The sequence below is a fragment of the Paracoccus sp. N5 genome, assembly GCF_000371965.1.
Taxonomy (GTDB): domain Bacteria; phylum Pseudomonadota; class Alphaproteobacteria; order Rhodobacterales; family Rhodobacteraceae; genus Paracoccus.
In genome coordinates this window covers 16077-39667 of the sequence record NZ_AQUO01000001.1, presented here as the reverse complement: position 1 = coordinate 39667, position 23591 = coordinate 16077, and the positions used below count along the sequence as shown (strand labels likewise).

Annotated in this window: 28 protein-coding genes; 15 read left to right on the top strand and 13 right to left on the bottom strand. The window is 70.6% G+C overall.

All coding sequences use genetic code 11. The annotated features are described in order from the left end of the window. Nucleotides 1-71: 71 nt before the first annotated feature. From PARN5_RS0100200 to PARN5_RS0100175, 6 genes are all read right to left on the bottom strand, one after another. On the bottom strand, nucleotides 72-857 hold the full coding sequence (locus tag PARN5_RS0100200) for a crotonase/enoyl-CoA hydratase family protein (RefSeq protein ID WP_026155052.1): 786 nt from the start codon (nucleotides 855-857) through the stop codon (nucleotides 72-74). Next, a complete protein-coding gene (locus PARN5_RS0100195) occupies nucleotides 854-1708 on the bottom strand; it encodes a hydroxymethylglutaryl-CoA lyase (protein ID WP_017997782.1) in 855 nt (284 codons plus the stop codon). The genes PARN5_RS0100200 and PARN5_RS0100195 overlap by 4 nt, the downstream gene beginning before the upstream one ends. Further along, nucleotides 1695-2360: a glutathione S-transferase gene (locus tag PARN5_RS0100190; protein ID WP_017997781.1), complete on the bottom strand. Its 666-nt coding sequence runs from the start codon at nucleotides 2358-2360 to the stop codon at nucleotides 1695-1697. The genes PARN5_RS0100195 and PARN5_RS0100190 overlap by 14 nt, the downstream gene beginning before the upstream one ends. Next, a complete protein-coding gene (locus PARN5_RS0100185; protein WP_017997780.1) occupies nucleotides 2353-4278 on the bottom strand; it encodes an acetyl/propionyl/methylcrotonyl-CoA carboxylase subunit alpha in 1926 nt (641 codons plus the stop codon). Before PARN5_RS0100185 ends, PARN5_RS0100190 begins: the two co-directional genes overlap by 8 nt. 79 nt (nucleotides 4279-4357) lie before the next feature. After that, on the bottom strand, nucleotides 4358-4861 hold the full coding sequence (locus PARN5_RS0100180) for an O-acetyl-ADP-ribose deacetylase (protein ID WP_017997779.1): 504 nt from the start codon (nucleotides 4859-4861) through the stop codon (nucleotides 4358-4360). A 4-nt stretch (nucleotides 4862-4865) separates the two neighbouring features. Next, the gene (locus PARN5_RS0100175; RefSeq protein ID WP_017997778.1) at nucleotides 4866-6470 is read right to left on the bottom strand and encodes a carboxyl transferase domain-containing protein; all 1605 of its coding nucleotides are present in this window, start codon (nucleotides 6468-6470) and stop codon (nucleotides 4866-4868) included. Nucleotides 6471-6619: 149 nt separating this feature from the next. Here PARN5_RS0100175 and PARN5_RS0100170 point away from each other — a divergent pair, with 149 nt between their 5' ends. Next, complete coding sequence (locus PARN5_RS0100170; RefSeq protein ID WP_017997777.1) at nucleotides 6620-7231, top strand: OmpW family outer membrane protein; 612 nt, start codon at nucleotides 6620-6622, stop codon at nucleotides 7229-7231. A gap of 74 nt (nucleotides 7232-7305) precedes the next feature. Here PARN5_RS0100170 and PARN5_RS0100165 read toward each other — a convergent pair whose 3' ends face one another. Genes PARN5_RS0100165 through PARN5_RS0100155 form a run of 3 tightly spaced genes read right to left on the bottom strand, consistent with a single transcriptional unit; the run spans nucleotide 7306 to nucleotide 9433 of the window. Beyond that, nucleotides 7306-7779, bottom strand: a complete 474-nt coding sequence (locus PARN5_RS0100165; RefSeq protein WP_017997776.1) for a lysozyme inhibitor LprI family protein — start codon at nucleotides 7777-7779, stop codon at nucleotides 7306-7308. Next, nucleotides 7776-8273 (bottom strand): lysozyme inhibitor LprI family protein, encoded by a 498-nt coding sequence (locus PARN5_RS0100160; RefSeq protein WP_017997775.1) that lies wholly within the window; start codon nucleotides 8271-8273, stop codon nucleotides 7776-7778. The genes PARN5_RS0100165 and PARN5_RS0100160 overlap by 4 nt, the downstream gene beginning before the upstream one ends. After that, nucleotides 8273-9433: an isovaleryl-CoA dehydrogenase gene (locus PARN5_RS0100155; RefSeq protein WP_017997774.1), complete on the bottom strand. Its 1161-nt coding sequence runs from the start codon at nucleotides 9431-9433 to the stop codon at nucleotides 8273-8275. Before PARN5_RS0100155 ends, PARN5_RS0100160 begins: the two co-directional genes overlap by 1 nt. A 147-nt stretch (nucleotides 9434-9580) precedes the next feature. Between PARN5_RS0100155 and PARN5_RS0100150 the strand changes: the two genes are divergently transcribed. Together PARN5_RS0100150 and cbiB are read left to right on the top strand one after the other, a co-directional pair. After that, nucleotides 9581-10135, top strand: coding sequence for a histidine phosphatase family protein (locus PARN5_RS0100150; RefSeq protein WP_017997773.1), 555 nt, complete (start codon nucleotides 9581-9583; stop codon nucleotides 10133-10135). Then, nucleotides 10132-11073 carry an adenosylcobinamide-phosphate synthase CbiB gene (gene cbiB, locus PARN5_RS0100145; protein ID WP_017997772.1) on the top strand — a complete coding sequence of 314 codons (942 nt, stop codon included), beginning with the start codon at nucleotides 10132-10134 and terminating at the stop codon, nucleotides 11071-11073. Before PARN5_RS0100150 ends, cbiB begins: the two co-directional genes overlap by 4 nt. Here the strand turns inward: cbiB and hemC are convergent. Then, nucleotides 11070-12005 carry a hydroxymethylbilane synthase gene (gene hemC / locus PARN5_RS0100140; RefSeq protein ID WP_017997771.1) on the bottom strand — a complete coding sequence of 312 codons (936 nt, stop codon included), beginning with the start codon at nucleotides 12003-12005 and terminating at the stop codon, nucleotides 11070-11072. The genes cbiB and hemC overlap by 4 nt on opposite strands. 76 nt (nucleotides 12006-12081) lie before the next feature. Between hemC and hemE the strand changes: the two genes are divergently transcribed. Both hemE and PARN5_RS0100130 read left to right on the top strand, forming a co-directional pair. After that, complete coding sequence (hemE, locus tag PARN5_RS0100135; RefSeq protein WP_017997770.1) at nucleotides 12082-13110, top strand: uroporphyrinogen decarboxylase; 1029 nt, start codon at nucleotides 12082-12084, stop codon at nucleotides 13108-13110. Further along, nucleotides 13110-13988: a DMT family transporter gene (locus PARN5_RS0100130; RefSeq protein WP_017997769.1), complete on the top strand. Its 879-nt coding sequence runs from the start codon at nucleotides 13110-13112 to the stop codon at nucleotides 13986-13988. Before hemE ends, PARN5_RS0100130 begins: the two co-directional genes overlap by 1 nt. Here PARN5_RS0100130 and PARN5_RS0100125 read toward each other — a convergent pair. Then, nucleotides 13975-14565 (bottom strand): LysE family translocator, encoded by a 591-nt coding sequence (locus PARN5_RS0100125; RefSeq protein WP_017997768.1) that lies wholly within the window; start codon nucleotides 14563-14565, stop codon nucleotides 13975-13977. The genes PARN5_RS0100130 and PARN5_RS0100125 overlap by 14 nt on opposite strands. Before the next feature lie 67 nt (nucleotides 14566-14632). Between PARN5_RS0100125 and PARN5_RS0100120 the strand changes: the two genes are divergently transcribed. Together PARN5_RS0100120 and PARN5_RS0100115 are read left to right on the top strand one after the other, a co-directional pair. Beyond that, entirely contained in the window at nucleotides 14633-15109 is a 477-nt protein-coding gene (locus tag PARN5_RS0100120) for an Lrp/AsnC family transcriptional regulator (RefSeq protein WP_051070963.1), read from the top strand. Between the two features lie 165 nt (nucleotides 15110-15274). Beyond that, nucleotides 15275-16810 carry an AAA family ATPase gene (locus tag PARN5_RS0100115; RefSeq protein WP_017997766.1) on the top strand — a complete coding sequence of 512 codons (1536 nt, stop codon included), beginning with the start codon at nucleotides 15275-15277 and terminating at the stop codon, nucleotides 16808-16810. Here PARN5_RS0100115 and PARN5_RS0100110 read toward each other — a convergent pair. Continuing rightward, nucleotides 16807-17628, bottom strand: coding sequence for an EcsC family protein (locus PARN5_RS0100110; RefSeq protein WP_017997765.1), 822 nt, complete (start codon nucleotides 17626-17628; stop codon nucleotides 16807-16809). The genes PARN5_RS0100115 and PARN5_RS0100110 overlap by 4 nt on opposite strands. 137 nt (nucleotides 17629-17765) lie before the next feature. Here PARN5_RS0100110 and PARN5_RS0100105 point away from each other — a divergent pair, with 137 nt between their 5' ends. Continuing rightward, nucleotides 17766-18233 (top strand): Ivy family c-type lysozyme inhibitor, encoded by a 468-nt coding sequence (locus PARN5_RS0100105; RefSeq protein WP_017997764.1) that lies wholly within the window; start codon nucleotides 17766-17768, stop codon nucleotides 18231-18233. A 1-nt stretch (nucleotide 18234) separates the two neighbouring features. Here the strand turns inward: PARN5_RS0100105 and PARN5_RS21345 are convergent, their stop codons facing one another. After that, nucleotides 18235-18771, bottom strand: coding sequence for an N-acetyltransferase (locus tag PARN5_RS21345; protein WP_017997763.1), 537 nt, complete (start codon nucleotides 18769-18771; stop codon nucleotides 18235-18237). 259 nt (nucleotides 18772-19030) lie between these two features. Between PARN5_RS21345 and PARN5_RS0100095 the strand changes: the two genes are divergently transcribed. The 7 genes from PARN5_RS0100095 to PARN5_RS0100065 all read left to right on the top strand — a co-directional run bounded on the left by PARN5_RS0100095 (nucleotide 19031) and on the right by PARN5_RS0100065 (nucleotide 23587). Next, entirely contained in the window at nucleotides 19031-19624 is a 594-nt protein-coding gene (locus tag PARN5_RS0100095) for a flavin reductase family protein (RefSeq protein ID WP_017997762.1), read from the top strand. Continuing rightward, nucleotides 19624-20166 (top strand): adenine phosphoribosyltransferase, encoded by a 543-nt coding sequence (locus PARN5_RS0100090; protein WP_017997761.1) that lies wholly within the window; start codon nucleotides 19624-19626, stop codon nucleotides 20164-20166. Before PARN5_RS0100095 ends, PARN5_RS0100090 begins: the two co-directional genes overlap by 1 nt. Nucleotides 20167-20205: 39 nt before the next feature. Beyond that, nucleotides 20206-21159 carry a 4-hydroxy-3-methylbut-2-enyl diphosphate reductase gene (gene ispH / locus PARN5_RS0100085; protein WP_017997760.1) on the top strand — a complete coding sequence of 318 codons (954 nt, stop codon included), beginning with the start codon at nucleotides 20206-20208 and terminating at the stop codon, nucleotides 21157-21159. Between the two features lie 223 nt (nucleotides 21160-21382). Further along, nucleotides 21383-21712, top strand: a complete 330-nt coding sequence (locus tag PARN5_RS0100080) for a DUF1330 domain-containing protein (RefSeq protein ID WP_017997759.1) — start codon at nucleotides 21383-21385, stop codon at nucleotides 21710-21712. A 94-nt stretch (nucleotides 21713-21806) separates the two neighbouring features. Next, complete coding sequence (locus PARN5_RS0100075; RefSeq protein WP_017997758.1) at nucleotides 21807-22412, top strand: glutathione S-transferase family protein; 606 nt, start codon at nucleotides 21807-21809, stop codon at nucleotides 22410-22412. Nucleotides 22413-22497: 85 nt separating this feature from the next. Next, nucleotides 22498-22959: a ribonuclease HI gene (gene rnhA / locus PARN5_RS0100070; RefSeq protein ID WP_026155049.1), complete on the top strand. Its 462-nt coding sequence runs from the start codon at nucleotides 22498-22500 to the stop codon at nucleotides 22957-22959. Between the two features lies 1 nt (nucleotide 22960). After that, a complete protein-coding gene (locus PARN5_RS0100065; RefSeq protein WP_017997756.1) occupies nucleotides 22961-23587 on the top strand; it encodes a trimeric intracellular cation channel family protein in 627 nt (208 codons plus the stop codon). Nucleotides 23588-23591: the final 4 nt, after the last annotated feature.

The following is a 23591-nucleotide window of genomic DNA, read 5'->3' as shown; positions in this document are numbered from 1 at the left end:
CGCGAAACCGGCATCGCGGGCGCCTCGCCGCCGCGCAGCGTGGGTATTTATACAACAGAGAAGGCCGGGGCTCAGCCCTGCTGCCAGCGCGGCTTTCGCTTCTCGAAGAAGGCGGCGATGCCCTCGGGTGCCTCGTCGCCTTCCCAGACCGCGATCAGGGCGTCGATGCTGGCCTCGATCTCGGCCGGGCCGATGGCGGGGCCAAGGCGGCGGGCCAGGCGCTTGGCCGCCGCCACGGCGCCGGGGGCGCAGGAGAGATAGGGCGCGACCTCGGCCTCGACGGCGGCGTCCAGGGTCTCGGCCTCGGCGGTGGCCGCCAACAGGTTCAGCCGGATCGCCTCATCCGCGCCGAAGAGCCGGGCGGACATGAAGACGCGGCGCGCGCAGTCCTCGCCCATCCGGGCCAGGACATAGGGGCCGATGGTGGCGGGGATCAGGCCGAGTCGGGTTTCGGTCAGGCCGAAGCGGGCCTCGGGCACGGCGATCGCCACGTCGCAGACCGAGATCATGCCGACGCCGCCGCCGAAGGCGTTGCCCTGCACCCGGCCGATCAGGGGCTTGGGCAGGGTGTTCAGCGCGTTCAGCATCATCGCCAGCTCGCGGGCGCCGGCGCGGCGGGTGTCGGCATCGGCGCGCATCTGCTCCTGCATCCAGCCGAGGTCGCCGCCGGCGCAGAAGCTGCGCCCCTCGGCCGCCAGCACCACCACGCGCACGGCCGGGTCATGGCCCAGATGCTGCGCGGCGAGCGTCAATTCGCGGATCATCTGCGCCGACAGCGCATTGTGCTTGTCGGGGCGCGCCAGCCAGAGATGAGCGACGCCGCGCGGGTCGGTCTCGATGCGGATGGTCTCCATCACGGCTGTCCTCTCAGGCTGCGGGCCATGGCGGCGGCGCGGGCGATCACGTCCATGTCCAGGCCCGTGTCGTGGCCCGCCGTCGCCAGATGCGCGGCGACGGCTTCCGTCGCGACATTGCCGGCCGCGCCCGGGGCATAGGGGCAGCCGCCAAGGCCGCCCACGGCGGCGTCGAAGACCCGCAATCCGCGCGCCAGGCTCGCCTCGATATTGGCCAGCGCGCGGCCGGCGGTGTCGTGATAGTGGCCGGCCAGCCGCTCGGGCGGCAGTTCTTCCAGCACCGCCGCCAGCATGGCATCGATGCTCTCGGGCCGGCCCTGGCCGATGGTGTCGCCCAGGCTGATCTCGTAACAGCCCATGTCGCGCAGCGCCGCCGCGACGCGGGCGACATGGGCAGGCGGAGTCGGCCCGTCGAAGGGGCAGTCGGTCACCACCGAGACATAGCCCCTGACCGGGATGCCGTCCGCGCGGGCGGCCTCGGCCACCGGCGCCAGCCGTTCCAGGCTCTCGGCAATGCTCGCATTGAGGTTCGCGCGCGAAAACCCTTCCGAGGCCGAGGCGAAAATCGCGACCTCCGAGGCGCGGGCTGTCCGCGCCGCCTCGTAGCCCTTCATGTTCGGGGTCAGCACGGCATAGCTGACGCCGGGCGCGCGGCGAATGCCGGACATGACCTTGGCGGCGTCGGCCATCTGCGGCACCCATTTCGGCGAGACGAAGCTGGTGACCTCGATGCGCCGGAACCCGGCCTGCGACAAGAGGTCGACCAGCGCGATCTTTTCGGCGGCCGGGATCAGGCGCTTTTCGTTCTGCAACCCGTCGCGCGGGCCCATTTCGAAGATCTCAACGCGGGACATCGGGCACCTCGTAGAAGTCGCGGGCATAGATGACCGCCGTGCCCTCGGGGGGCAGGCTGCGCTGGAAGGCCGGCCGCGCCGCGCAGCGGTCGCGATAGGCAGCCAGCGCCGGGCGGTCGGCGAAGCTGACGAAACGCGCGGCGATCCAGACCGAATAACCGACCTGGCAATCGACGCCGGAAAACTCGCTGAGCAGCCAGTCCGATTCCGCGACGCAGGTCTCGACCAGGCGCAGCGCCCGCGACAGCCGCGCCGCCTCGAGCCGCATCAGCGTGGCCGAGCGCTGGCTGTCTTCGCGCAGGAAGACATGCTGCTGGGTCAGGTTGGCGATGTGCTGGCCCAGCGTCTCGCCGAAATGCAGCCAGTCGAGCCAGCCCAGCCGCCCGGGCGTGCCCGGCGCGCGCCAGAGCTGCGGCGCGCGCGTCTCGCACAGCCATTCGGTCATGGCGCCGGATTCGTGGATGGTGGTGTCGCCGTCACGCAGCGCCGGCACGCGGCCGACCGGGTGGATCGCGTCATAGGGCGGCCGGCGCGTCGAGCCGTCCGCGAGGTCCATCAGCCGCAGATCATAGTCGCAGCCGATCTCCTCGAGCAGCCACAGGATGCGCATCGAGCGCGACAGCGGCACATGCCAGAGCGTCAGCTCAGCCATCCTCTTCCTCCAGCCGGATCAGGGGCGCGCCGGCCTCGACCTGGTCGCCGGCGGCGGCCAGCACCTCGGCCACGGTGCCGTCGCGGGCGGCGGTCAGGGTGTGCTCCATCTTCATGGCCTCGAGGATCGCCAGCCGGTCGCCGGCCGTGACCTGCTGGCCGGCGCTGACGAAGACCGCCTTGACCAGCCCCGGCATGGGCGAGAGCGTCAGTCCGCCGCCGGCCTCGTCGCCGCCACGGTCCAGCGGGTCGAGCGGCGCGAGCGTCAGCGCCCGGCCGCCGAAGACGCTGGTGCCGGCGCCGTGGCTGACGATGCGCCAGCGGCGCGGGCTGCCGTCGACCCACCAGCGCCCGCCCTCATAGCCGATCTGATGCGTGCGTCCGTCCAGGGTGACGCGGGCGGCGCCGGGGCCCAGCACCTCGAGCACGGCCTCGCCGCCCTGCCAGGCGATGGTGCGGCGCAGCGGCTGCCACAGGGTCACGCCGCCGCGGATGGTCGGATCGTCGAGCCCGGCCAGGCCCAGCACCGCCAGAGCCCTTGCGCCGGGATCGGGTTCCGCTGCCGCGACCAGCGCGTCGAGGTCGCGGGCGATCAGGCCGGTATCGACCTCGCCCCGCTGGAAACCCGCATGCCGGGTCAGGGCGATCAGGAAATCGACATTGGTGACGGAACCCGCGACCTCGGTATCCTCCAGCGCCGCTTCCAGCGCGCGCAGCGCGATGGCGCGGGTGGCGCCATGGGTGACGATCTTGGCGATCATCGGGTCGTACCACGGGCTGATCGTGTCGCCGGGCCGCACCCCGGTCTCGATGCGGGCGTGGTCCGGGAAGCGCAGATGCGCGAGCCGGCCGGTGGCGGGCAGGAAGCCCGCGGGCACGTCCTCGGCATAGAGCCGGGCCTCGAAGGCGTGGCCGGTGATCGTCAACTCCTCCTGCCGGGCCGGCAAGGGCTCGCCGCTGGCGACGCGCAATTGCCATTCGACCAGGTCGATGCCGGTGATCGCCTCGGTCACCGGATGCTCGACCTGCAGGCGGGTGTTCATCTCCATGAACCAGAAGCCGTCGGGGCGCAGGCCCTGGCTGCCGTCGACGATGAATTCGACGGTGCCGGCGCCAGCATAGCCGATGGCCTCGGCGGCCCGGACGGCGGCCTCGCCCATGGCGGCGCGCATCTCGGGCGTCATGCCGGGGGCCGGGGCTTCCTCGATCACCTTCTGGTGGCGGCGTTGCAGCGAACAGTCGCGCTCGAAGAGGTGGACCGCGCGGCTGCCGTCGCCGAAGACCTGCATCTCGATATGGCGGGGTTGCTGGATGTATTTCTCGATCAGCACCGCGGGGTTGCCGAAGGCGGTGGTGGCCTCGCCCTGCGCGGATTGCAGGGCGGCGGGGAAGTCGCTGCTGCGTTCCACCAGCCGCATGCCCTTGCCGCCGCCGCCGGCCACGGCCTTGATGAGCACGGGATAGCCGATGGCATCGGCCTGGGCCTGCAGATGGTCCGCCTGCTGGTTCTCGCCGTGGTAGCCGGGCACGACCGGCACGCCCGCCTGCACCATCAGCGCCTTGGCGGCGTCCTTGAGGCCCATCTTGCGGATCGCCTCGGCCGAGGGGCCGATGAAGGTCAGGCCGGCCTGCGTCACCGCATCGACGAAATCCGGGTTCTCGCTGAGAAAGCCGTAGCCGGGGTGGATGGCCTGGGCGCCGGTGTCCTGCGCAGCGCGGATGATGGCATCGCCGCGCAGGTAGCTGTCCCTGGGCGCCGGGCCACCGATATGGACGGCTTCGTCGGCCAGCGCGACATGGCGGGCGGCGCGGTCGGCCTCGGAATAGACCGCGACGGTGCGGACGCCCAGGCGGCGGGCGGTGTCGATGACCCGGCAGGCGATCTCGCCGCGGTTGGCGATCAGGATCTTCTGGAACATGGGCGGCTCCTCGTGGCGCGGGCGGCGCCGGGGGTTTCACACCCCCGGACCCCCGTGGGGTATTTTTGAAACGGAGAAATCATCGGGCGGCCCTGTCGAGGGCGGATTCCAGCGTCGCGAGGCTGGCGCGGTCGAAGGCGACCAGGGTCACGTCGAGGAGGCCGGCGTGGGCTTCGATCGTCTCGACGGCGATCAGCGCGGCGCGGGCGGCGGGAAAGCCGTAGATGCCGGTCGAGATCGCCGGGAAGGCGATGCTGGCAAGGCCGTGGTCGTCGGCCAGCGCCAGGCTGCTTCGGTAGCAGCGGGCGAGCAGGTCGTCCTCATCCGCCTGGCCGCCCTGCCAGACCGGGCCGACGGTGTGGATGACGTGGCGCGCCGGCAGGTCGTGGCCGGCGGTGATGCGCGCCTCGCCGGTCGGGCAGCCGCCGAGCGCGCGGCATTCGGCCAGGAGGCCGGGACCGGCGGCGCGGTGGATGGCGCCGTCGACGCCGCCGCCGCCCAGGAGCGTGCGGTTCGCGGCATTGACGATGGCGTCGAGGGCGAGCGTGGTGATGTCGCCCTGCCAGAGGGTGATCGCGGCCATGGCGCTACATCCTGAAGATGCCGAAACGCGTCGGCGGGATCGGCGCGTTCAGGCTGGCGCGCAGGCTGAGGGCCAGGATGTCGCGGGTTTTCCTGGGGTCGATGACGCCGTCGTCCCAGAGCCGGGCCGAGGCATAGAGCGGGTGCGACTGGCGCTCGAACATCTCGATGGTGGGGCGCTTGAACTCGGCCTCTTCCTCGGCCGTCCATGTGCCGCCCTGGCGCTCGATCCCCTCGCGGCGCACAGTGGCGAGCACGCCCGCCGCCTGTTCGCCGCCCATGACCGAGATGCGCGAATTGGGCCAGGTCCAGAGGAAGCGCGGGCCATAGGCGCGGCCGGCCATGCCGTAATTGCCGGCGCCGAAGCTGCCGCCGACCAGCATGGTGATCTTGGGCACGCCGGTGGTCGCCACCGCCGTCACCATCTTGGCGCCGTGCCGGGCGATGCCCTCGTTTTCATATTTGCGCCCGACCATGAAGCCGGTGACATTCTGCAGGAACACCAGCGGGATGTTCCGCATCGAGCAAAGTTCGATGAAATGCGCGCCCTTCTGCGCGGCCTCCGAGAAGATCACGCCATTGTTGGCGATGATGCCGACGGGGCAGCCCTCGACATGGGCGAAGCCGGTGACCAGCGTCTCGCCGAAGCGGGCCTTGAACTCGTCGAAGCGCGAGCCGTCCACCACGCGGGCGATGACCTCGCGGATGTCATAGGGGGTGCGCAGGTCGGCGGGGACCACGCCGAGGATCTCCTCGGGGTCGTAGGCGGGGGCCTCGGGGGTTTGCCATTGCACGGTTGTGGGCTGCCCATGGTTCAGGTTCGCGATGGCGCGGCGGGCCATGGCCAGCGCATGGGCGTCGTCCTCGGCCAGGTAGTCGGCCACGCCCGAGAGGCGGGTATGCACGTCGCCGCCGCCCAGATCCTCGGCCGAGACCACCTCGCCGGTCGCGGCGCGGACCAGCGGCGGGCCGGCCAGGAAGATCGTGCCCTGGTTCCGCACGATGATCGTCACGTCGGACATGGCCGGCACATAGGCGCCGCCCGCGGTGCAGGAGCCCATGACCACGGCGATCTGCGGGATGCCCATCGCGCTCATCTGCGCCTGGTTGTAGAAGATGCGGCCGAAATGGTCGCGGTCGGGAAAGACCTCGTCCTGGTTCGGCAGGTTCGCCCCGCCCGAATCGACCAGATAGACGCAGGGCAGATGGCATTCCTGGGCGATCTCCTGCGCGCGCAGGTGCTTCTTGACCGTCATCGGGTAATAGGTGCCGCCCTTGACCGTGGCGTCATTGGCCACGACCATCACGTCCTGGCCATGCACCCGGCCGATGCCGGCGATCACCCCGGCGCCCGGAGCGGCATTGTCATACATGCCATGCGCGGCGGTGGCGCCGATTTCCAGGAAGGCCGAGCCGGGGTCGAGCAGGTTCGCCACCCGCTCGCGCGGGGGCATCTTGCCGCGGCTGGTGTGACGCTCCAGCGCCTTGGCCCCGCCGCCGGCGGCGGCGGCCAGCGCGGCCTCGCGCACCGTCTCCAGCATGGCCAGATGCGCCGCCCGGTTGGCACGGAACGGCTCCGAGGACGGCAGGGCGGAAGTGCCGAGTTTCATCGCGTCATCCTTTCGGGTCGGGCCGGCGCCCGGGCGGCTGCGCCAAACTGACGCAGCCGGGCCGGGATGGCCGGATCTTGATGCAGATCAAGGTTTCGTGAGCGGCGCGGGCGCCTTGTCACGGCGGAAAACAAGACGAGAGGATCGCCATGAAACACCATATGCTGATCGCCGCGGCGCTTGCCCTGCTGGCTTCGCCCGCGCTGGCGCAGTCGCAGGGGGAATGGACGCTGGGCTTCGGCCTGGCGAATGTGAACCCCAAGTCGGACAATGGCGTGCTGGCCGCTGGCACCGTGCCGACCGAGATCGGCGACAGCACCCGCCCGACCATCACCGCCGAATATTTCATCCGCGACAACCTGGGCATCGAGCTGTTGGCCGCCCTGCCCTTCAAGCATTCGATCAAGTCGAACGGGGTCGAGATCGGCACCGTCAAGCAACTGCCGCCGGTGATCTCGCTGCAATACCACTTCGACGCGACCGAGCAGTTCAAGCCCTTCGTCGGCCTGGGCGTGAACTTCACCGGCTTCTGGGACGGCGATGCGCGCGGGCCGCTGAGCGGGTCCGAGCTGCGGGTCAAGAACAGCTGGGGCCTGGCCGCGCATCTGGGCGCCGATTACTGGATCAACGACCGCGCCGCGATCCGCGCCGACCTGCGCTGGATCGACATCGACGCCGACGTCGAGCTGAACGGCGCCGAGATCGGCAAGGTCGAGGTCGATCCGGTCGTGGTCGGCGTCAGCTATGTGATGAAGTTCTAGGCGGGAATCCGGGGATCCACCACGACCCGGAGAGGGGCGTCCCGTCGCGGGGCGCCCTTTCGGCGTCCGGGCGGTCATTCGGCCGGCTCCAGCGCCAGCAGCAGCGCGGTCTGGCGCGCGGTCTCGTCGCGGATGCAGCGGGCGGCGGCCAGTTCGCCCTGGCCCTCGGGCGCGGCGGCGCGGGCCCGGTTGCACAGGTCTTCGCGGAATTGCAGCCAGCTGCGCTCGGCCTCGCGCAGCATCTCCTGCGGCTTGGTGCCCTGCGCCGCCAGGGCCGCCTCATAGGTCGCGGTCAGCTTCGCCTCCCAGGCCTGATGCGAGGCGTCGAGGCAGTTCGCCATCGGGAAATCCGGGTCGTCGCCGCTGTATTTGCCCTTGGCATAGGTCAGGCAGGCCTCCATGCCGATGCCGGCGCAATCGGCGCGCGCGCCCTGGGTCGGCGCGGCGGCCAGGCATTGGTCGATGCTGGCCGGATCGAAACCCGAGGCATCGCCGGCCAGGGCGGGCGCGGCGAGCCCTGCCGCCAGCAGCAGAGCGGCGCGGATCATGGCGCATCCTCCAGCAGGTCGCGCAGGTGCAGCGCCTGTTCGCCGGTCATCTGCATCAGGCAGGTCGCGGCGGCCGGGCCGCCGGCGGTGCCACCCTGATAGCGGATGGACTGGAACTTGCAGCTGGAATCGCGAAAGGCGATCCAGTCGCGTTGCGCCTGCTTCAGCACCGGCGCGGCGGGTTCGGCGGCCGAGCCCAGCGACTTCATCTCGGCGTCCAGCGCCTCGGCCTGCTGCATGGCCTTGCCATACCAGCCGTTCATCAGGCTGTCCCAGTCCCTGGCCTCGGCGCTCAGGCAATCGACGATGCCGACGGTGGTGTCGCCGCCGGGCTGCGCCATGCATTGCGTCGCGGCCTCGCCGATGCAGACCTGGGCATCGGCGGACGAGCCCGCGGTCCGGTCGAGACAGGCGGGCAGGATACTGGCATCATAGGGCGGCCCCTCGGCCAGGGCGGGCGAGCCGGCCAGGGCCAGCAGCAGCAGGAAGCGCATCAGGCGATCTCCATCAGTTGACGCCCGATCAACATGCGACGGATTTCCGAGGTTCCGGCCCCGATCTCCATCAGCTTCGCGTCGCGGAACAGCCGCGAGACCACCGAATCGTTCAGGAAGCCCGCGCCGCCAAGCGCCTGCACGGCCTGATGCGCCTGGACCATGGCCTGCTCGCTGGCATAAAGCACGGCGCCGGCCGCGTCCTGACGGGTGACCTTGCCGGCGTCGCAGGCGCGCGCGACCTCATAGACATAGGCCCGCGCGGTGTTCAGCGCGACATACATATCGGCGATCTTGCCCTGCATCAGCTGGAACGAGCCGATGGGCTGGCCGAACTGCTTGCGGTCGCGGACATAGGGCATGACCTCGTCCAGGCAGGCGGCCATGATGCCGGTGCCGATACCCGAGAGCACCAGCCGCTCGTAATCGAGGCCGGACATCAGCACGCGCACGCCCTTGCCCTCGGCGCCCAGGATGTTCTCGGCCGGCACCTCGCAGTTTTCGAAGATCAGCTCGCCGGTGTTCGAACCGCGCATGCCGAGCTTGTCGAAATGCGGGCTGGTGCTGAAGCCCGTCATGCCGCGCTCGACGATGAAGGCGGTGATCCCCTTGCTGCCCGCCTCGGGGTCGGTCTTGGCATAGACGATTAGCGTATGGGCGTCGGGGGCGTTGGTGATCCAGTATTTGCTGCCGTTCAGCACATAGCGGTCGGCGCGCTTTTCGGCGCGCAGCTTCATGCTGACCACGTCGCTGCCGGCGCCCTCTTCGGACATGGCCAGCGCGCCTACCGCCTTGCCGCTGCACAGGTCGGGCAGGTATTTCGCCCGCTGCGCATCGCTGCCGTTCAGCTTGATCTGGTTCACGCAGAGGTTGGAATGCGCGCCATAGGACAGGCTGACCGAGGCCGAGGCGCGGGCGATCTCCTCGGTCGCGATCACATGCGCCAGATAGCCCATGCCGGTGCCGCCGAATTCCTCGGGCACGGTGATGCCCAGCAGGCCCATCTCGCCCATCTCGGGCCACAACTCGTTCGGGAAAGCGTTGCCGCGGTCGACCTCGGCGGCGATGGGCTTGACGCGCTCCTGCGCCCAGCGGTGAACGGTGTCGCGAAGCGCGTTCACATCCTCGCCCAGATCGAACGCCATGCCTGCGGTGAACATCGGTTCCCTCCCCGGTTATTGAACGATTGTTCATTTAAATGATTAATGCCTGCGGATGGGGCTCGCGTCAAGCCTTCTGTCGCCACCGATCCTGCGCTTCGGCGGGGCGCGTTGACAAGCGCCGGAGGCCGCGCCAAGGCTGCGGCGATGAATGCTGCGCCCGACGCCCCGACCCGGCTGATGATCCTGCGCCACGCGCCGCTTGCGGTGCCGGGGCTGGCCGGGCGGCGTGACGTGTCGGCCGATTGCAGCGACCGCGCGCGGCTCGACTGGGCGGCGCGGATGCTTTCGCAGGCCACGCAGGTCTGGGCCAGCCCGGCGCTGCGCTGCCGGCAGACCGCGCAGGCGCTGGGGCTTTCCCCCGACTATCACCCCGCCCTGTGGGAGCAGGATTTCGGCGCCTGGGAAGAGCCCGGCGCCGCAATCCCCGACCTCGGCCCGCTGCCGCCCGAGACGCTGGCCGAGGCCCGCCCGCCGGGCGGCGAGAGTTTCCTCGACATGGCCGCGCGGGTGCAGGCGCTGCTGGAACGCGCGCGGGGCACGACCGCGATCATCGCCCATGCCGGCACGGTGCGCGCCGCGCTGGCGCTGGCGGTGGGACCGGCGGCGCTGTCCTTCTTGGTCGCGCCGCTGTCGCTGACCGTGTTGACCCGCAGCCCCGGCGGCTGGGCGGTCGAGGCCGTCAACCGGGTCGCGCCATGATCCTGTCGTCCCAGACCCTGACCGTGGCGCTGGTGGCGCTGGCGGTGGATGCGGCGCTGGGCTGGCCGGACGGGCTCTATCGCCGCATCGGCCATCCGGTGACCTGGATCGGGCGGCTGATCGCGGCGCTGGATCGGCGCTGGAATCGCGGCGGGCGGCGCATCCTGCGCGGGGCGCTGGCGGTCGCGGTGGTGGTGACGGCGACGGTGCTGCCGGCGCTGCTGTTGAGCTGGGCGCTGCTGCCGCTGCCCGGCGGCGCGGTGGCTCTGGGCGTGCTGGCCTGGCCGCTGGTCGCCGTGCGCTCGCTTGACGATCACGTCGCTGCCGTGGCCCGGCCGCTGCAGGCCGGAGACATGCCGGCCGCGAAGCGCGCCGTGGCGATGATCGTCGGCCGCGATCTCGACGACCGCCCCGCCCCCATCGCGCGCGCGGCGCTGGAGAGCCTGGCCGAGAATGCCTCGGACGGCATCGTCGCGCCGGTGTTCTGGGCCGCCGTCGCCGGCCTGCCCGGGATTGCCGCCTACAAGGCGATCAACACGCTCGATTCGATGATCGGCCACAGGAGCGAACGCCACGCGCTCTTCGGCCGGGTCGCGGCGCGGCTGGACGACCTGGTGAACCTGCCGGCCTCGCGGCTGACGGCGCTGCTGTTCCTGCTGGCCGCGCCGCCGAACAAGGGCCGCGTCTGGCGGGTGATCCGCCGCGACGCGCGCCGCCACCGCTCGCCCAATGCCGGCTGGCCCGAGGCCGCCATGGCCGGCGCGCTGGACGTGCGCCTGTCGGGGCCGCGCTGCTATCACGGCGTCGAATCCCCGGAGCCCTGGCTGAACGAAACCGCCCGCGATCCCGCCCCGCGCGACCTGACGGCCGGGCTGCGGCTCTATCGCCGCGCGATGCTCATGCTGGGGCTGGCGCTGGCCGCGATGCTGGCGCTTTAGGACCAGTCGAAGAAATCCGCGGGCGCGCGGCCGCGCAACTCTGCCGCCAGGTCGTCGCCCATGGCGGCGCCGTCGCCGGCCGGGCCGATGCGCTCGCCCGCGATGACCGCGCTGCCGTCGGGCCGCAGGATCTCGCCCCGCAGCCGCAGCCGGTCGCCCTCCAGCTCCGCCAGCCCGGCGATGGGCGTCTGGCACGAACCGTCGAGCCGCGCCAGGAACGCCCGTTCCGCCGCGACGCGCAGCGCGCTGTCCCGGTCGCCGATCGCCGCCAGCAGCCCGGCCATGCGCGCATCATCCGCCCGCCGCTCGACCCCGATGCAGCCCTGCGCCACGGCAGGCAGCATCTCGTCGGGGCTGACCGGACCGCGCGCGACATGCAGCATGTCCAGCCGCGACAGCCCGGCCATGGCGAGGAAGGTCGCGACCGCCAAGCCGTCTTCCAGCTTTTTCAAGCGCGTCTGCACGTTTCCCCGAAATTCCACCAGCTGCAGATCGGGCCGCCGCGCCGCCAGCTGCGCCCGCCTGCGCAGGCTCGAGGAACCGACGACAGCGCCTTGGGGAAGCTGGGAAATTCCGGAATATTGCGGCGAGACGAAGGCGTCCCGCACATCCTCGCGCGGCAGGTAGCAGTCGATGACCAACCCTTGCGGCTGGACCGTCGGCATGTCCTTCATGGAATGCACGGCGATGTCGATCTCGCCCGACAGCAGCGCATCCTCGATCTCGCGGGTGAACAGGCCCTTGCCGCCGATCTCTTTCAGCGGCCGGTCCAGCACGCGGTCGCCGGTGGTCTTGATCACCACGATCTCGAAGGCGGCCTCGGGCAGGCCATGCGCGGCCATCAGCCGGTCGCGGGTTTCATGCGCCTGCGCCAGCGCCAGCGCCGAGCCGCGCGTGCCGATGCGGATGATCTGGGTCTGTGTCGGTTCCATGGCCAAGGGCTTAGCGCCCTCTCGCGCCCTTGACAACGGGGACAGGCCGGCCATGAAGGGGCGCAAGAGGTGATCCATGTCCGACAAGACCATCCTGCGCGCCCTGAAGGGCGAGCGCCTGCCCGTGCCGCCCGTCTGGATGATGCGCCAGGCCGGCCGCTATCTGCCCGAATACCGCGCCACCCGCGCCCAGGCCGGCGACTTCCTGTCGCTGTGCTATACGCCGGACCTCGCGGCCGAGGTGACGTTGCAGCCGATCCGCCGCTATGGCTTCGACGCGGCGATCCTGTTTGCCGACATCCTGCTGCTGCCGCAGGCGCTGGGGCTGGACCTGTGGTTCGTGACCGGCGAGGGGCCGCGCCTGTCCACCATCACCGATGCCGCCGGCGTGGCGGCGCTGAAGCCGGTCGAGGCCATCCACGACACCCTCGCCCCGGTCTATGAAACCGTCCGCATCCTTGCCCGCGAACTGCCGCGCGAGACGACGCTGATCGGCTTTGCCGGCGCGCCCTGGACCGTCGCCACCTATATGATCGCCGGCCGCGGCACGCCCGACCAGGGCCCGGCCCATGCCTTCAAGGCCGCCGACCGCGCCGCCTTCGCCGCGCTGATCGACCGCATCACCGAGGGCACCATCGCCTATCTCTCGGCCCAGATCGAGGCCGGGGCCGAGGTGGTCAAGCTCTTCGACAGCTGGGCCGGCTCGTTGAAGGGCGCTGATTTCGACGATTTCGCGCTGGCGCCGGCGCGCCGCATCATCGCCGCGCTGAAGGCGCGCCATCCCGGCGTGCCCGTCATCGCCTTCCCGCGCGAGGCCGGGCCGCGTTATGCCGGCTTTGCCCGCGCCACCGGCGCCGATGCGGTGGCGCTGGACAATTCCGTCAGCGCCGACTGGGCCGCCGCCGAGGTGCAGAAGGACGGCTGCGTCCAAGGCAACCTCGACCCGCGGCTGATGGTCACGGGGGGCGAGGCACTGGTGGCCGAGACCCGCCGCATCGTCCGCGCCTTCTCGAAGGGCCCGCATATCTTCAACCTCGGCCATGGCATCACGCCCGACGCCGATCCCGACAATGTCAGCCGCATGATCGAGGCGATCCGGGGCTGATGGGCTGGATCCTCGCCACGCTGGTCGCGGCGGCGGCGCAGACCGGCCGCAACGCGGCGCAGCGCCGGCTGACCGCCGAACTCGGCACCATGGGCGCGACGGCGGTGCGTTTCCTTTTCGGCCTGCCCTTCGCGGCGCTGCTGCTGGCAGTGCTGGCCGGCTTCACCGCCATCCCGCTGCCCGGCGCGGCGAGCCTCGGCTGGGCCACGCTGGGCGCGCTGGCGCAGATCGCCGCGACGGCCCTGATGCTGCTGACGATGGAAAGCCGCGGCTTCGGCGTCACCACCGCGCTTATCAAGACCGAGCCGGTCACCCTGGCCCTGATCGGGGCGCTGCTGCTGGCCGAGCCGCTGGGTCCGGCCCGCATGGCAGCCGTCGCCACGGCGACGCTGGGCGTGGTGCTGATGTCGGGCGCCGACTGGCGGCGCGGCGGCTGGCGCGCGGCGGGCCTGGACATCGCGGCCGGGGCGCTTTTCGGCCTTTCGGCCATCGGCTTTCGCGGCGCGATCCTGGCGCTGCCCTACGGCGCAAGCGGGCTGCGCGCCGCCACCATCCTGGCGCTGAGCCTGGCCCTGCAAAGCGCGATCATGCTGGCCTGGCTCGGGCTTGCGGACCGGCCGGCGCTTGCCGGCATCGCCCGGCACTGGCGCGGTTCGCTGGGCGCGGGGGCACTGGGGGCGCTGGCCTCGCTGTTCTGGTTCCTGGGCTTCGCGCTGACCTCGGCCGCGAATGTCCGCACCCTGGCGCTGGTCGAGGTGGTCATGGCGCAGCTCGTCTCGGGCCGGGTGTTCCGTGAAGGCGCCTCGCTGCGCCAGCGCGCCGGCATGGCGCTGATCGTGCTGGGCGTCGCCGGCCTGATCGCGGTCAGTGCCCGCTGAGCACCGGCAGCATCGAGGCGACCAGCAGCACCGCCATCACCCGGTTGAAGAGCCGGCGCCGCCCGGCGTCCTGCAAGAGCCCGCGCAGCCCCTGTCCCATCGCCGCCCAAAGCGCGACCGAGGGCAGGTTCACCAGCGTGAACACCGCCGCCACCATCAGCGCGCCGCCCACACCGGCGGAATAGGCCGAAAGCGCCCCCAGCCCCATCATCCAGGCCTTGGGATTGACCCATTGAAAGGCGCAGGCGGCCAGGAATCCCATCGGCCGGCCGGTGCCGGCCGGCCCCTCGGGCGCGGCGGCATGGGCGATCTTCCAGGCCAGCCACAGCACATAGGCCAGGCTCACGCCCTTCAGCGCCAGCGCCAGCCGGGGCGCCTCGGCGATCAGCCGGTCCAGGCCCAGGCCCAGCAGCGCCACCATGGCCCCGAACCCAAAAGCCACGCCCAGCAGATGCGGCACGCTGCGCCGCAAGCCGAAGTTCGCCCCCGATGCCATCAGCATCAGGTTGTTCGGCCCCGGCGTGACCGAGGTGGCAAAGGCAAAGGCGACAAGCGCCAGCAGGATCTGATGCGACATTGGTGATTTCCCGTTCTGCCGCGCGATGATATTGCAGGATAACCGCAATTTTCGACCAGAGTGCCGCATGTCGGGAAAAGATCAGCAATCTGCTTTCGACGACGACCCGATATCCGCGCGGATATTGCGCATCCTCGAACGACGGGGACGGATCCCGAATCAGCAGCTCGCGGCCGAGGTCGGGCTCTCGCCCTCGGCCTGCCTGCGCCGGGTGCAGGATCTGGAACGGCGCGGCGCCATCCTGGGCTATCGCGCCGTCATCGCGCCTGCCGCCCGCGCCGCCGGCTTCACCGCCTATGTCACCATCGGCCTGGCCCGCCACTCGAACGAGGCGCAACGTGCCTTCGAGCGCGCCTGCCTGGCCGCCCCGCAGGTCCGCGAATGCCACAATATCACCGGCTCGGTCGAATACCTGCTGCGGGTCGAGGTGCGCGACCTCGAATCCTATCGCCGCTTCCATACCGAGGTGCTGGGCGCCTTTCCGCAGATCGCCACCATCACCACCCATGTGGTGATGAGCTCGCCCAAGGACGACCGCGCCTGACCGGCACGCTTTGCCGGGCGTTGCCCGGTCGGCGGGGTTATTTGGAAAACAGAGAAGGACGGAGCCAGCCGCGCCATGCCTTCTTTGTTTTTCAAATACCCAAAAAAGCCACTGTGCCACCGGAACGGCCTTTCCGCCCGGACGTGGGCCGGGTAACAAGGCGCCATGACGCTGCCCACCCTTTCCCCAGACCAGGCCGAGGCCTGGGACGCCGTCGCCTCGGCGCTGGAGGATGCCGGCATCGACCTGCTGTCGGAAGAGATCGCGCCGCCGTCGGAAGGCAAGGGCCGGGTCATGGCGGTGATCGGCAAGGCCGGTTCGGGCAAGACGCTGCTTCTGGCCGAGTTGACCAAGGCGCTGCGTGCGGCCGGGGTCGAGCTGGTCTCGGGCGATTACGAGGGCAAGAAGCGCAAGGACCGCCGCACCGTCGCCATCCTGGCACCGACCAACAAGGCGGCCTTCGTGCTGCGCATGCGCGGCGTGCCGGCGACGACGATCCACCGCATCCTCTATACCCCGGTCTACGACCCGGATTACGAGCGCATCGCAGACTGGCTGACCGGCGCCGGCGAGCGGCCGAAGGTCGAGGGCGTGATCGAGGGCCTGACCGAGGCGGCGCTGGACCGGGCCAAGGCGTTCTATGACCAGCATGCCTCGATCCCCGGGGCGCTGGCCGCGGCGGGGTTGCGCGGCTCGGACTTCATCCGCGGCTGGAAGCGGCGCGAGGACGGGCTGGACGTGGGGCTGATCGACGAGGCCTCGATGCTGGACGAGCGCCAGTTCGAGGATCTGCGCGAGATCTTTCCCACCCTGATCCTGTTCGGCGACCCGGCGCAGCTGGCGCCGGTCGGCCAGTCCGGGCAGATGGTCTTCGACCGGCTCGCGGCCCCGCAGAAGCTGATCCTGAACCGCATCCACCGGCAGGAGGGCGACAGCCCGATCCTGGACCTCGCCCATGCCCTGGCCGATCCGGCGCTGGAATTCGACGCCTTCGAGCGCATGATCCGCGAGGCCGCCGCCCGCGATCCCCGGGTGATCTGGGCCGAGCGCGTCTCTTCGGACCTGATGGCGCAGAGCCCGGTGCTGGTCTGGCGCAACATCACCCGGATCAAGCTGATCCAGGCCTTCCGCTCGGCCCATGGCGCGCCGGGCGACGCGCTGCTGCCGGGCGAGCCGCTGATCTGCGACGGGCTGGAACTGCCCCTGAAGCACCGCAAGAAGCGCATCGACCTGGAAGCGCGCGGGCTGATCAAGGGCGCGCAGGTGGTCTATCTGGGGCCGGGGCGCAAGCCCGGCTTTTCCCGCCTGCATGTCGTCGGCGCCGAGGACCCGCGGCTGTCCGCCGCCAGCATCGTCAAGATCGAGATGCCGGATGTCGAGGAGCCCTTCATCCCCTATGCCGCCCGCATGGGCGCCACCTTCCTGCATGGCGCGGCGGTGACGATCCACAAGGCGCAGGGCAGCCAATGGCCCGACGTGCAGGTCTTCGGCCCCGACATCAGCGCCGCCGCCTGGTCGGGCCGCAGCGAGGCCGGCATCGCGCTGTGGAAGCGGCTGGCCTATGTCGCCATCACCCGCGCGCAGGAACGGCTGCATTGGGTGGTGAAATCACGGCTCGCCCGGCCGACCAGCCCCTTGGGCATCGACCATCTGGAAGCCCCGGCCGCAACCCTGGAACTGGCGGCAGAGGTCGAGGACTAGCCGCGCCGCATCAGCTTGCGCGCGGCCGTGTTCGGGCGCAGCTGGATCATGCGCAGCTCCAGCGCCTCGGCCAGCGCCTCGCGCGGGATGCCGGTTTCCTCGGAAAGCCGCAGCAGGCCGAAATGCACCCGCGCCAGCTCCTGGTAATAGCGGGTGAAATTGTAGTTGATCGCCGCCCCGGCCAAGGCGCCCAGCACTGGCACCGCCTGCGCCGCGAATTTCTGCGCCATCGAGGTGGAGAGCTTCGGCGCCACCTTGGCGATCAGCGCCTGCACCGAATGGCCGGTGATGGTCATCCGCGCCGTCAGCAGCCCCAGGTCGGTGCCCTCGTCCTCCGACAGCGGCCCGGCCGAGGCAAAGACATGCAGCGCCTCGCGCCGGGCCTGGTCCGAATCGGGATCGAAGCCATGCTCGCCGGCAATGTCCATGATCGCGCGCAGAAGCAGCGTCACCGTCACCGGCAGTTCCAGCACGGCGCCCCCGACGCCGGCAAGGCCGCCGACCGCGCCCGAGGTGGTCGAGAGCAGCCGGTTGAACAGATCGCCCCGTTCCCGCAGCACCCCGCGCGAGCGCGAGGCGGCGTCGAAGGCCCGGTTCAGCGCCGCCAGCGTGATGCGGTCCATGCGCCCGCGCACGCCTTGGGGCAGCCGCTCGATCAGCCCCTCGGCCTTGCCGCCGATGGCGGTCATCAGCTCCATCGCGATGCCGCCGGCCGCCAGATAGCGCCGCGCCAGCCGGTCGATCTCGGCGTGGACGGTCGGGTCGTCGATGGGCGGCAGCACGTCCTGGCGGACCGGGATGGGCGTGTTCTTGGTCATGCGTGGGCAACCTCGAGATGCGTGGCACAAGGGCAGAAGATCGCCCGGCAAGGGAACTTGCAAGCGCCGCACGGGGTTCCGGCTCCTCGACGAAAACCTAAGGGCCACCGGCCTGCGATCCAGATGAAGGAAGACCCATGACGATCCGCCGCATCCTCTCCGTCCTGACGCTCGGGGCCGCCCTGGGCCTTGGCCCCGCCCTGGCGCAGGAGGCCGCCGGCCCGAGCCTTGCCGACCTCGGCCAGGACCAGGCGCTGACCGCGGCCTTCGACAAGATGGCCGAGGGTCACCCCATGCCGGAATGGCTGCGCGGCGCGGCGGTGACCACCCCGGCGCAGAAGGTCTCGTTCGGCGGCAAGGACTACCTGGCGATGACCGCCTGCAAGCAGCACGATTGCGCCGCGAACCAGCTGGCCATGCTTTACGCGCCGGACAGCGGCGAGGCCTACGGTCTGCTCTCGGTCCAGGACGGCAAGGGGGCCGAGCTGCTGACCTGGCTCAACATCGGCGGCAATGCCGAATCGATCGACGGCCGCACCATCCTTTACGCGGCGCTGACCGGCAGCCTGGCGAACCACCCCGAGGCCTTCGACTACAAGGATTGACTCAGCCGCGCCCGCCCAGCGACCGCCAAGCCTGGTTCGCGGCCTCGTTGTCGCTGGTGTCGCGGGTGACGGGGCCCTCGACCCCGGCCCAGGCGCCGGGTTCCAGTTCCAGCCCCAGCACGCGGTCGGGGTTGGTCGGCGGCGGCATCTGCACATGCTCGAGCTTGCGAAAGCCGAAGCGGCGGTAATAGGGCTCGTCGCCGACCAGCATGACCCGCGACCAGCCCTGCATCTCGGCCCGCTCCAGCCCCTCGCGAATCAGCAGGCCGCCCAGGCCCTCGCCCTGGGCGGTCGGGTGCACGGCGACGGGACCCAGCAGCAGCACGTCCTCATCGCCCACATGCACCGGCCAGAAGCGGATCGCCCCCACCATCACGTCGAAACTGTCGCGCAAAACCAGGCACAGGCCGGGCACCGGCGCCACGCCCTCGCGCAGGCGATAGGAGCTCAGCGCGGTGCGCCCCGGCGCGAAGCACAGGTCGAGAAGCGCCTCGACCTCGGCGTAATCGACAGCGCGTTCGGGGCGAAGAGCATACATCCGGCCATTCCAATCTTGCCCATGCCGCGGGCCAGGCGTCCCGCGGGCGAAAGCCCCCGTAACACGCATGGCGGGCGGCGAAAACCGCCCGGGCGCCCCTGCGGCCGCGCGCGGGATGAATTTTCCGCGACACCGCACGCTTCGGCCCGCAGGCAGGCTGCCGAGCTTGCGCTTGACCTCGCGGGGCCGTCCGGGCAGACCTTGGGACCGGACCGGGCGTCCCGCAGGCGGGCCCGGCAGCAATCGGCGGAGGCCGCAGATGTTCTACCGACCCGAGGCCGGCCACGGCCTGCCGCACAACCCGCTGAACGCGCTGGTGGCGCCCCGGCCGATCGGCTGGATCTCGACCCGCGGCCGGCTGGGCGACAATCTCGCGCCCTATTCCTTCTTCAACCTGACCGCCTATGTGCCGCCGCAGGTGATGTTCGCCTCGACCTCGGCCAAGCCCGACCGGCCGGGGACCAAGGACAGCGTGGCCCAGATCGTCGAAAGCCGGGTGTTTTGCGTCAATATCGCCGACGGCGGCCTGAAGGACCAGGTGAACGCCAGCTCGGCCGTCCTGGACGCCGGGACCAGCGAATTCGCGGCCGCCGGCATCGCGGCCGCGGAATGCCAGACCATCGACTGCCCGCGCGTGGCCCAGGCCGCGGCCTCGCTCGAATGCCGCATGACCCAGGTCATCCGGCTGGCCGGCCAGGCCAATGTCATGGTGCTGGGCGTGGTGACCGGCATCCACATCCGGCCCGACTGCATCGTCGACGGCCGCTTCCGCCCCGCGCTCGGCTGGCTGTCGCGGCTGGGCTACATGGATTACACCATCACCACCGAGACCTTCGAGATGGAGCGCCCCTGATGGCCCGCGATACCCGGGCCGTGCGCGACTATATCCGCACCATCGTCGATTTCCCGCATGAGGGCATCCTGTTTCGCGACGTGACCACGCTCTTTGCCGACGCCCGCGGCTTTCGCATGGCGGTGGACCAGTTGCTGGCCGCCTATGCCGGCGAACGCATCGACAAGGTGGTGGGGCTCGAGGCGCGCGGCTTCATCCTGGGCGGCGCGGTGGCGCATCAGCTCTCGGTGGGCTTCGTGCCGATCCGCAAGAAGGGCAAGCTGCCCGGCGCCACCATCAGCCAGGCCTATGCGCTGGAATATGGCGAGGCGGTGATGGAGATCCACGATGACGCGCTGAAACCGGGCGAGCGGGTGCTGATCGTGGACGACCTCTTGGCCACCGGCGGCACGGCCGGGGCGGGCATCGCGCTTTGCGAGCGGCTCGGCGCCGCGGTGGTGGGCTGCGCCTTCGTGATCGAGCTGCCCGAACTCGGCGGCCGCGCGCTGCTCGAGGGACTGGGCCACGAGGTCCATGCCCTGACCGCCTTCGAGGGCGCCTGACCGCTTGCGGCGGCCCGCCCGGGCGACTAGGTGACAGCCATGGACCAGAAACCGCCCCTGACCCTCTATCTCGCCGCACCGCGCGGCTTCTGCGCCGGCGTGGACCGGGCGATCAAGATCGTCGAAATGGCGCTGCAGAAATGGGGCGCCCCGGTCTATGTCCGCCACGAGATCGTGCATAACAAGTTCGTCGTCGACAGCCTGCGCGACAAGGGCGCGGTCTTCGTCGAGGAACTGGACGACGTGCCCGACGACCGGCCGGTGATCTTCTCGGCCCATGGCGTGCCGAAATCGGTCCCGGCCGAAGCGCGCCGGCGCGAGATGGTCTTCGTCGATGCGACCTGCCCGCTGGTCAGCAAGGTCCATGTCGAGGCCGAGCGCCACCATGCCGAGGGCTTGCAGATGGTGATGATCGGCCATGCCGGCCACCCCGAGGTGCTGGGCACCATGGGCCAGCTGCCCGAGGGCGAGGTGCTGCTGGTCGAGACCGTCGAGGACGTGGCCCATATCGCGCCGCGCGACCCCGGCCGGCTGGCCTTCATCACCCAGACCACGCTCTCGGTCGACGACACCGCGGCCATCGTCGCAGCCTTGCAGGCACGCTTCCCGCTGATCGTCGGCCCGGCCAAGGAAGACATCTGCTATGCCACGACCAACCGCCAGGCCTCGGTCAAGGCCATCGCCGGCAAGATCGACGCGCTGCTGGTGATCGGGGCGCCGAACAGCTCGAACTCGCGCCGGCTGGTCGAGGTCGGCAGCGCCGCCGGCTGCGCCTATTCGCAGCTTGTGATGCGCGCCGACCAGATCGACTGGCGCGCCATCGCGGGCGCCCGGGCCGTGGGCGTGACCGCCGGGGCCTCGGCGCCCGAGGTGCTGGTCAACGAGGTCATCGACGCCTTCCGCACGCGCTACGACGTGGCCGTGGAACTGGTCGAGACCGCGCGCGAGAATGTCGAGTTCAAGGTGCCCCGCGTGCTGCGAGAGCCGGGCTGACACCGCGCCTGGCCGAAGCGCCGCGGGGGTATTTGAACAACAGAGAAAGCCGCCGGGGGTCGGGTCCGCACCGCCCTCGGCCTTCTTTATTTTACAAATACCCATGTCGCGACGTATGCCACCGGGCGGGCTCGGCCCATGGTCGCGCTTGCCGGTCGGCGCACGGCTTGCCATGCTTCCGCCAGGGCGGCCGCAGGCGCCGCCGGCAAGGGAGGGAAAGCGCATGACCGTCTATCTCATCGCCGAGGTCAAGGTGACCGACGAGGCCTGGATCCCGGATTACGCCGCGCGGGTGCATGAGATCGCCGCCCGGCACAACGGCCGCTATCTGTCGCGCAGCGGCAATATCGAGGAGTTGGAGGGCGAGCCGACCGATGTCACGCTGATCGCGCTGATCCAGTTCCCCTCGCGCGAGGATGCCCTGGCTTTCGCGAACGACCCGGAATACGCCCCCTTCGGCGCGGCGCGCAAGGCCGGCTCGGTCAGCCATTTCCGCCTGATCGACGACACCGACCTGGCCGGCAGCATCCCCTATCTCGGCAAGCCCGGATAGGGGCTTTCCGGCGCTGGCCGCTCGTCCTGTTCCCGCCTATAGTGCCGGCGAAAACGGCGCTACGCGGCGCGGCGACAAGGCGAAAGGATCGACGATGCGGCTTTACTCCATGCCCTCCTCGGGCAACAGCTACAAGGTGCGGCTGCTCTTGGCGCTGCTGGGCCGGGCCTGCGAGATCGTCGATGTCGAATACATGACCGAGGCGCTGGAAAGCGCCCGGGCCGAGGGGCGGCTGCCCTTCGGCAAGGCGCCGGTGCTGGCGCTGGACGATGGCCGGCTGCTGCCCGAATCCAATGCGATCCTGTGTTTCCTGGGCGAAGGCTCGGCCTATGTCCCGGCCGATCCGGTGCTGCGCGCCGAGATGCTGGGCTGGATGTTCTGGGAGCAGAACCAGCACGAGGGCACCATCGCCGTGCGCGCCGCGCTGCGCTTCTATCCGCATCGCCGCGCCCTGGCCACGCCCGAGCGCATGGCCGAGCTGCTGGATCGCGGCCATGCCAACCTGCGGATCATGGAGGAGCGGCTTTCGGGGCGCGACTGGCTGGTCGGCGACGCGGTCAGCCTGGCCGACATCTGCCTTTACGCCTATACCCATACGGCCGGCGCGCGCGGCGGCTTCGACATGGCGCGGTTTCCGGCCATCGCGGCCTGGCTCGACCGCATCGCCGCCCTGCCCGGCTATCAGGGGCTCGAGGCATGAGCGGGTTGTTCCACATGGTGGAATGCGGCGGCCTTTTCGCCGGGCGAAACCGGCCGTTCCATATCGTGGAATGCGGGGCGTGCGCATGACCCGGCTCTATGCATGGACCGACGGGGCCTGCAGCGGCAATCCCGGTCCGGGCGGCTGGGGCGTGCTGATGCGCGCCATCGAGGGCGGCGCGGTGCTGAAGGAGCGCGAGCTGTCGGGCGGCGAGCCCGACACCACCAACAACCGCATGGAGCTGATGGCCGCCATCGCCGCGCTGGAGATCCTGACCCGGCCCAGCGAGATCACCGTCACCACCGACAGTGCCTATGTGAAGAACGGCGTCACGCAATGGATCCACGGCTGGAAACGCAACGGCTGGCGCACCGCCGACCGCAAGCCCGTGAAGAATGCCGAGCTGTGGCAGCGGCTCGACGCGGCGCAGGCCCGCCACCAGGTGCGCTGGGAATGGATCAAGGGCCACGCCGGCCACCCCGAGAACGAGCGCGCCGACGAACTGGCCCGCGCCGGCATGGCGCCCTTCAAGCCGGCGAGGGTCTGAGATGCAGGCGCTGGTGGCGCTGCTCGACTATGCCTCGGTGCTGGTCTTTGCGCTGACCGGGGCGCTGGTCGCCAGCCGGGCGCAGCTCGACCTGGTCGGCTTCGTCTTCTTCGCCACGCTGACCGGGGTCGGCGGCGGCACGCTGCGCGACCTGGTGCTGGGCCGGGCGCCGGTGTTCTGGGTCGATCGGCCCGAGCTGATCCTGCTGACCACCGCCGCCGCCATCGTGGTGTTCTTCACCGCGCATCTGCTGGAAAGCCGCTATCGCGCGATCCTGTGGCTGGATGCCTGCGCGCTGGCCGTGGCGGTGCCGGCCGGCGTGGGCGTGGCCCTGCAGGCCGGGGTCGGCCCGGTCGTCACGGTGATGATGGGGGTCATGACCGGCACCTTCGGCGGGCTGATGCGCGACGTGGTCGGCAACGAGGTGCCCCTGGTGCTGAAACAGGGCGAGCTCTACATCACCGCGACCTTCGGTGGCGCGGTCGCGGGGCTGGCGCTGCTGGCGCTGGGGCTGCCCTATCCGCTGGCGCTGTTCGGCTGCGCCGCCGTGGTGCTGGCGCTGCGCGCGGGCAGCATGGCTTTGGGCTGGCGGCTGCCGGTCTACAAGGCGCGGCCGCCGCGCGGCTAGCGCG

Excerpts from the sequence above, each read along its gene's own strand:
- PARN5_RS0100165 (WP_017997776.1), bottom strand. The coding sequence starts at position 7,779 with ATGATCCGCGCCGCTCTGCTGCTGGCGGCAGGGCTCGCCGCGCCCGCC.
- hemC (WP_017997771.1), bottom strand. The coding sequence starts at position 12,005 with ATGGAACCGACACAGACCCAGATCATCCGCATCGGCACGCGCGGCTCG.
- PARN5_RS0100105 (WP_017997764.1), top strand. The coding sequence starts at position 17,766 with ATGACGATCCGCCGCATCCTCTCCGTCCTGACGCTCGGGGCCGCCCTG.
- PARN5_RS0100075 (WP_017997758.1), top strand. The coding sequence starts at position 21,807 with ATGCGGCTTTACTCCATGCCCTCCTCGGGCAACAGCTACAAGGTGCGG.
- hemE (WP_017997770.1), top strand. The coding sequence starts at position 12,082 with ATGTCCGACAAGACCATCCTGCGCGCCCTGAAGGGCGAGCGCCTGCCC.
- PARN5_RS0100180 (WP_017997779.1), bottom strand. The coding sequence starts at position 4,861 with ATGGCCGCGATCACCCTCTGGCAGGGCGACATCACCACGCTCGCCCTC.
- PARN5_RS0100155 (WP_017997774.1), bottom strand. The coding sequence starts at position 9,433 with ATGTTCACCGCAGGCATGGCGTTCGATCTGGGCGAGGATGTGAACGCG.
- PARN5_RS0100150 (WP_017997773.1), top strand. The coding sequence starts at position 9,581 with ATGAATGCTGCGCCCGACGCCCCGACCCGGCTGATGATCCTGCGCCAC.
- cbiB (WP_017997772.1), top strand. The coding sequence starts at position 10,132 with ATGATCCTGTCGTCCCAGACCCTGACCGTGGCGCTGGTGGCGCTGGCG.
- PARN5_RS0100185 (WP_017997780.1), bottom strand. The coding sequence starts at position 4,278 with ATGTTCCAGAAGATCCTGATCGCCAACCGCGGCGAGATCGCCTGCCGG.
- PARN5_RS0100110 (WP_017997765.1), bottom strand. The coding sequence starts at position 17,628 with ATGACCAAGAACACGCCCATCCCGGTCCGCCAGGACGTGCTGCCGCCC.
- PARN5_RS0100170 (WP_017997777.1), top strand. The coding sequence starts at position 6,620 with ATGAAACACCATATGCTGATCGCCGCGGCGCTTGCCCTGCTGGCTTCG.
- PARN5_RS0100195 (WP_017997782.1), bottom strand. The coding sequence starts at position 1,708 with ATGTCCCGCGTTGAGATCTTCGAAATGGGCCCGCGCGACGGGTTGCAG.
- rnhA (WP_026155049.1), top strand. The coding sequence starts at position 22,498 with ATGACCCGGCTCTATGCATGGACCGACGGGGCCTGCAGCGGCAATCCC.
- PARN5_RS0100090 (WP_017997761.1), top strand. The coding sequence starts at position 19,624 with ATGGCCCGCGATACCCGGGCCGTGCGCGACTATATCCGCACCATCGTC.
- PARN5_RS21345 (WP_017997763.1), bottom strand. The coding sequence starts at position 18,771 with ATGTATGCTCTTCGCCCCGAACGCGCTGTCGATTACGCCGAGGTCGAG.
- PARN5_RS0100130 (WP_017997769.1), top strand. The coding sequence starts at position 13,110 with ATGGGCTGGATCCTCGCCACGCTGGTCGCGGCGGCGGCGCAGACCGGC.
- PARN5_RS0100175 (WP_017997778.1), bottom strand. The coding sequence starts at position 6,470 with ATGAAACTCGGCACTTCCGCCCTGCCGTCCTCGGAGCCGTTCCGTGCC.
- PARN5_RS0100115 (WP_017997766.1), top strand. The coding sequence starts at position 15,275 with ATGACGCTGCCCACCCTTTCCCCAGACCAGGCCGAGGCCTGGGACGCC.
- PARN5_RS0100160 (WP_017997775.1), bottom strand. The coding sequence starts at position 8,273 with ATGCGCTTCCTGCTGCTGCTGGCCCTGGCCGGCTCGCCCGCCCTGGCC.
- PARN5_RS0100190 (WP_017997781.1), bottom strand. The coding sequence starts at position 2,360 with ATGGCTGAGCTGACGCTCTGGCATGTGCCGCTGTCGCGCTCGATGCGC.
- ispH (WP_017997760.1), top strand. The coding sequence starts at position 20,206 with ATGGACCAGAAACCGCCCCTGACCCTCTATCTCGCCGCACCGCGCGGC.
- PARN5_RS0100125 (WP_017997768.1), bottom strand. The coding sequence starts at position 14,565 with ATGTCGCATCAGATCCTGCTGGCGCTTGTCGCCTTTGCCTTTGCCACC.
- PARN5_RS0100065 (WP_017997756.1), top strand. The coding sequence starts at position 22,961 with ATGCAGGCGCTGGTGGCGCTGCTCGACTATGCCTCGGTGCTGGTCTTT.
- PARN5_RS0100120 (WP_051070963.1), top strand. The coding sequence starts at position 14,633 with ATGTCGGGAAAAGATCAGCAATCTGCTTTCGACGACGACCCGATATCC.
- PARN5_RS0100095 (WP_017997762.1), top strand. The coding sequence starts at position 19,031 with ATGTTCTACCGACCCGAGGCCGGCCACGGCCTGCCGCACAACCCGCTG.
- PARN5_RS0100080 (WP_017997759.1), top strand. The coding sequence starts at position 21,383 with ATGACCGTCTATCTCATCGCCGAGGTCAAGGTGACCGACGAGGCCTGG.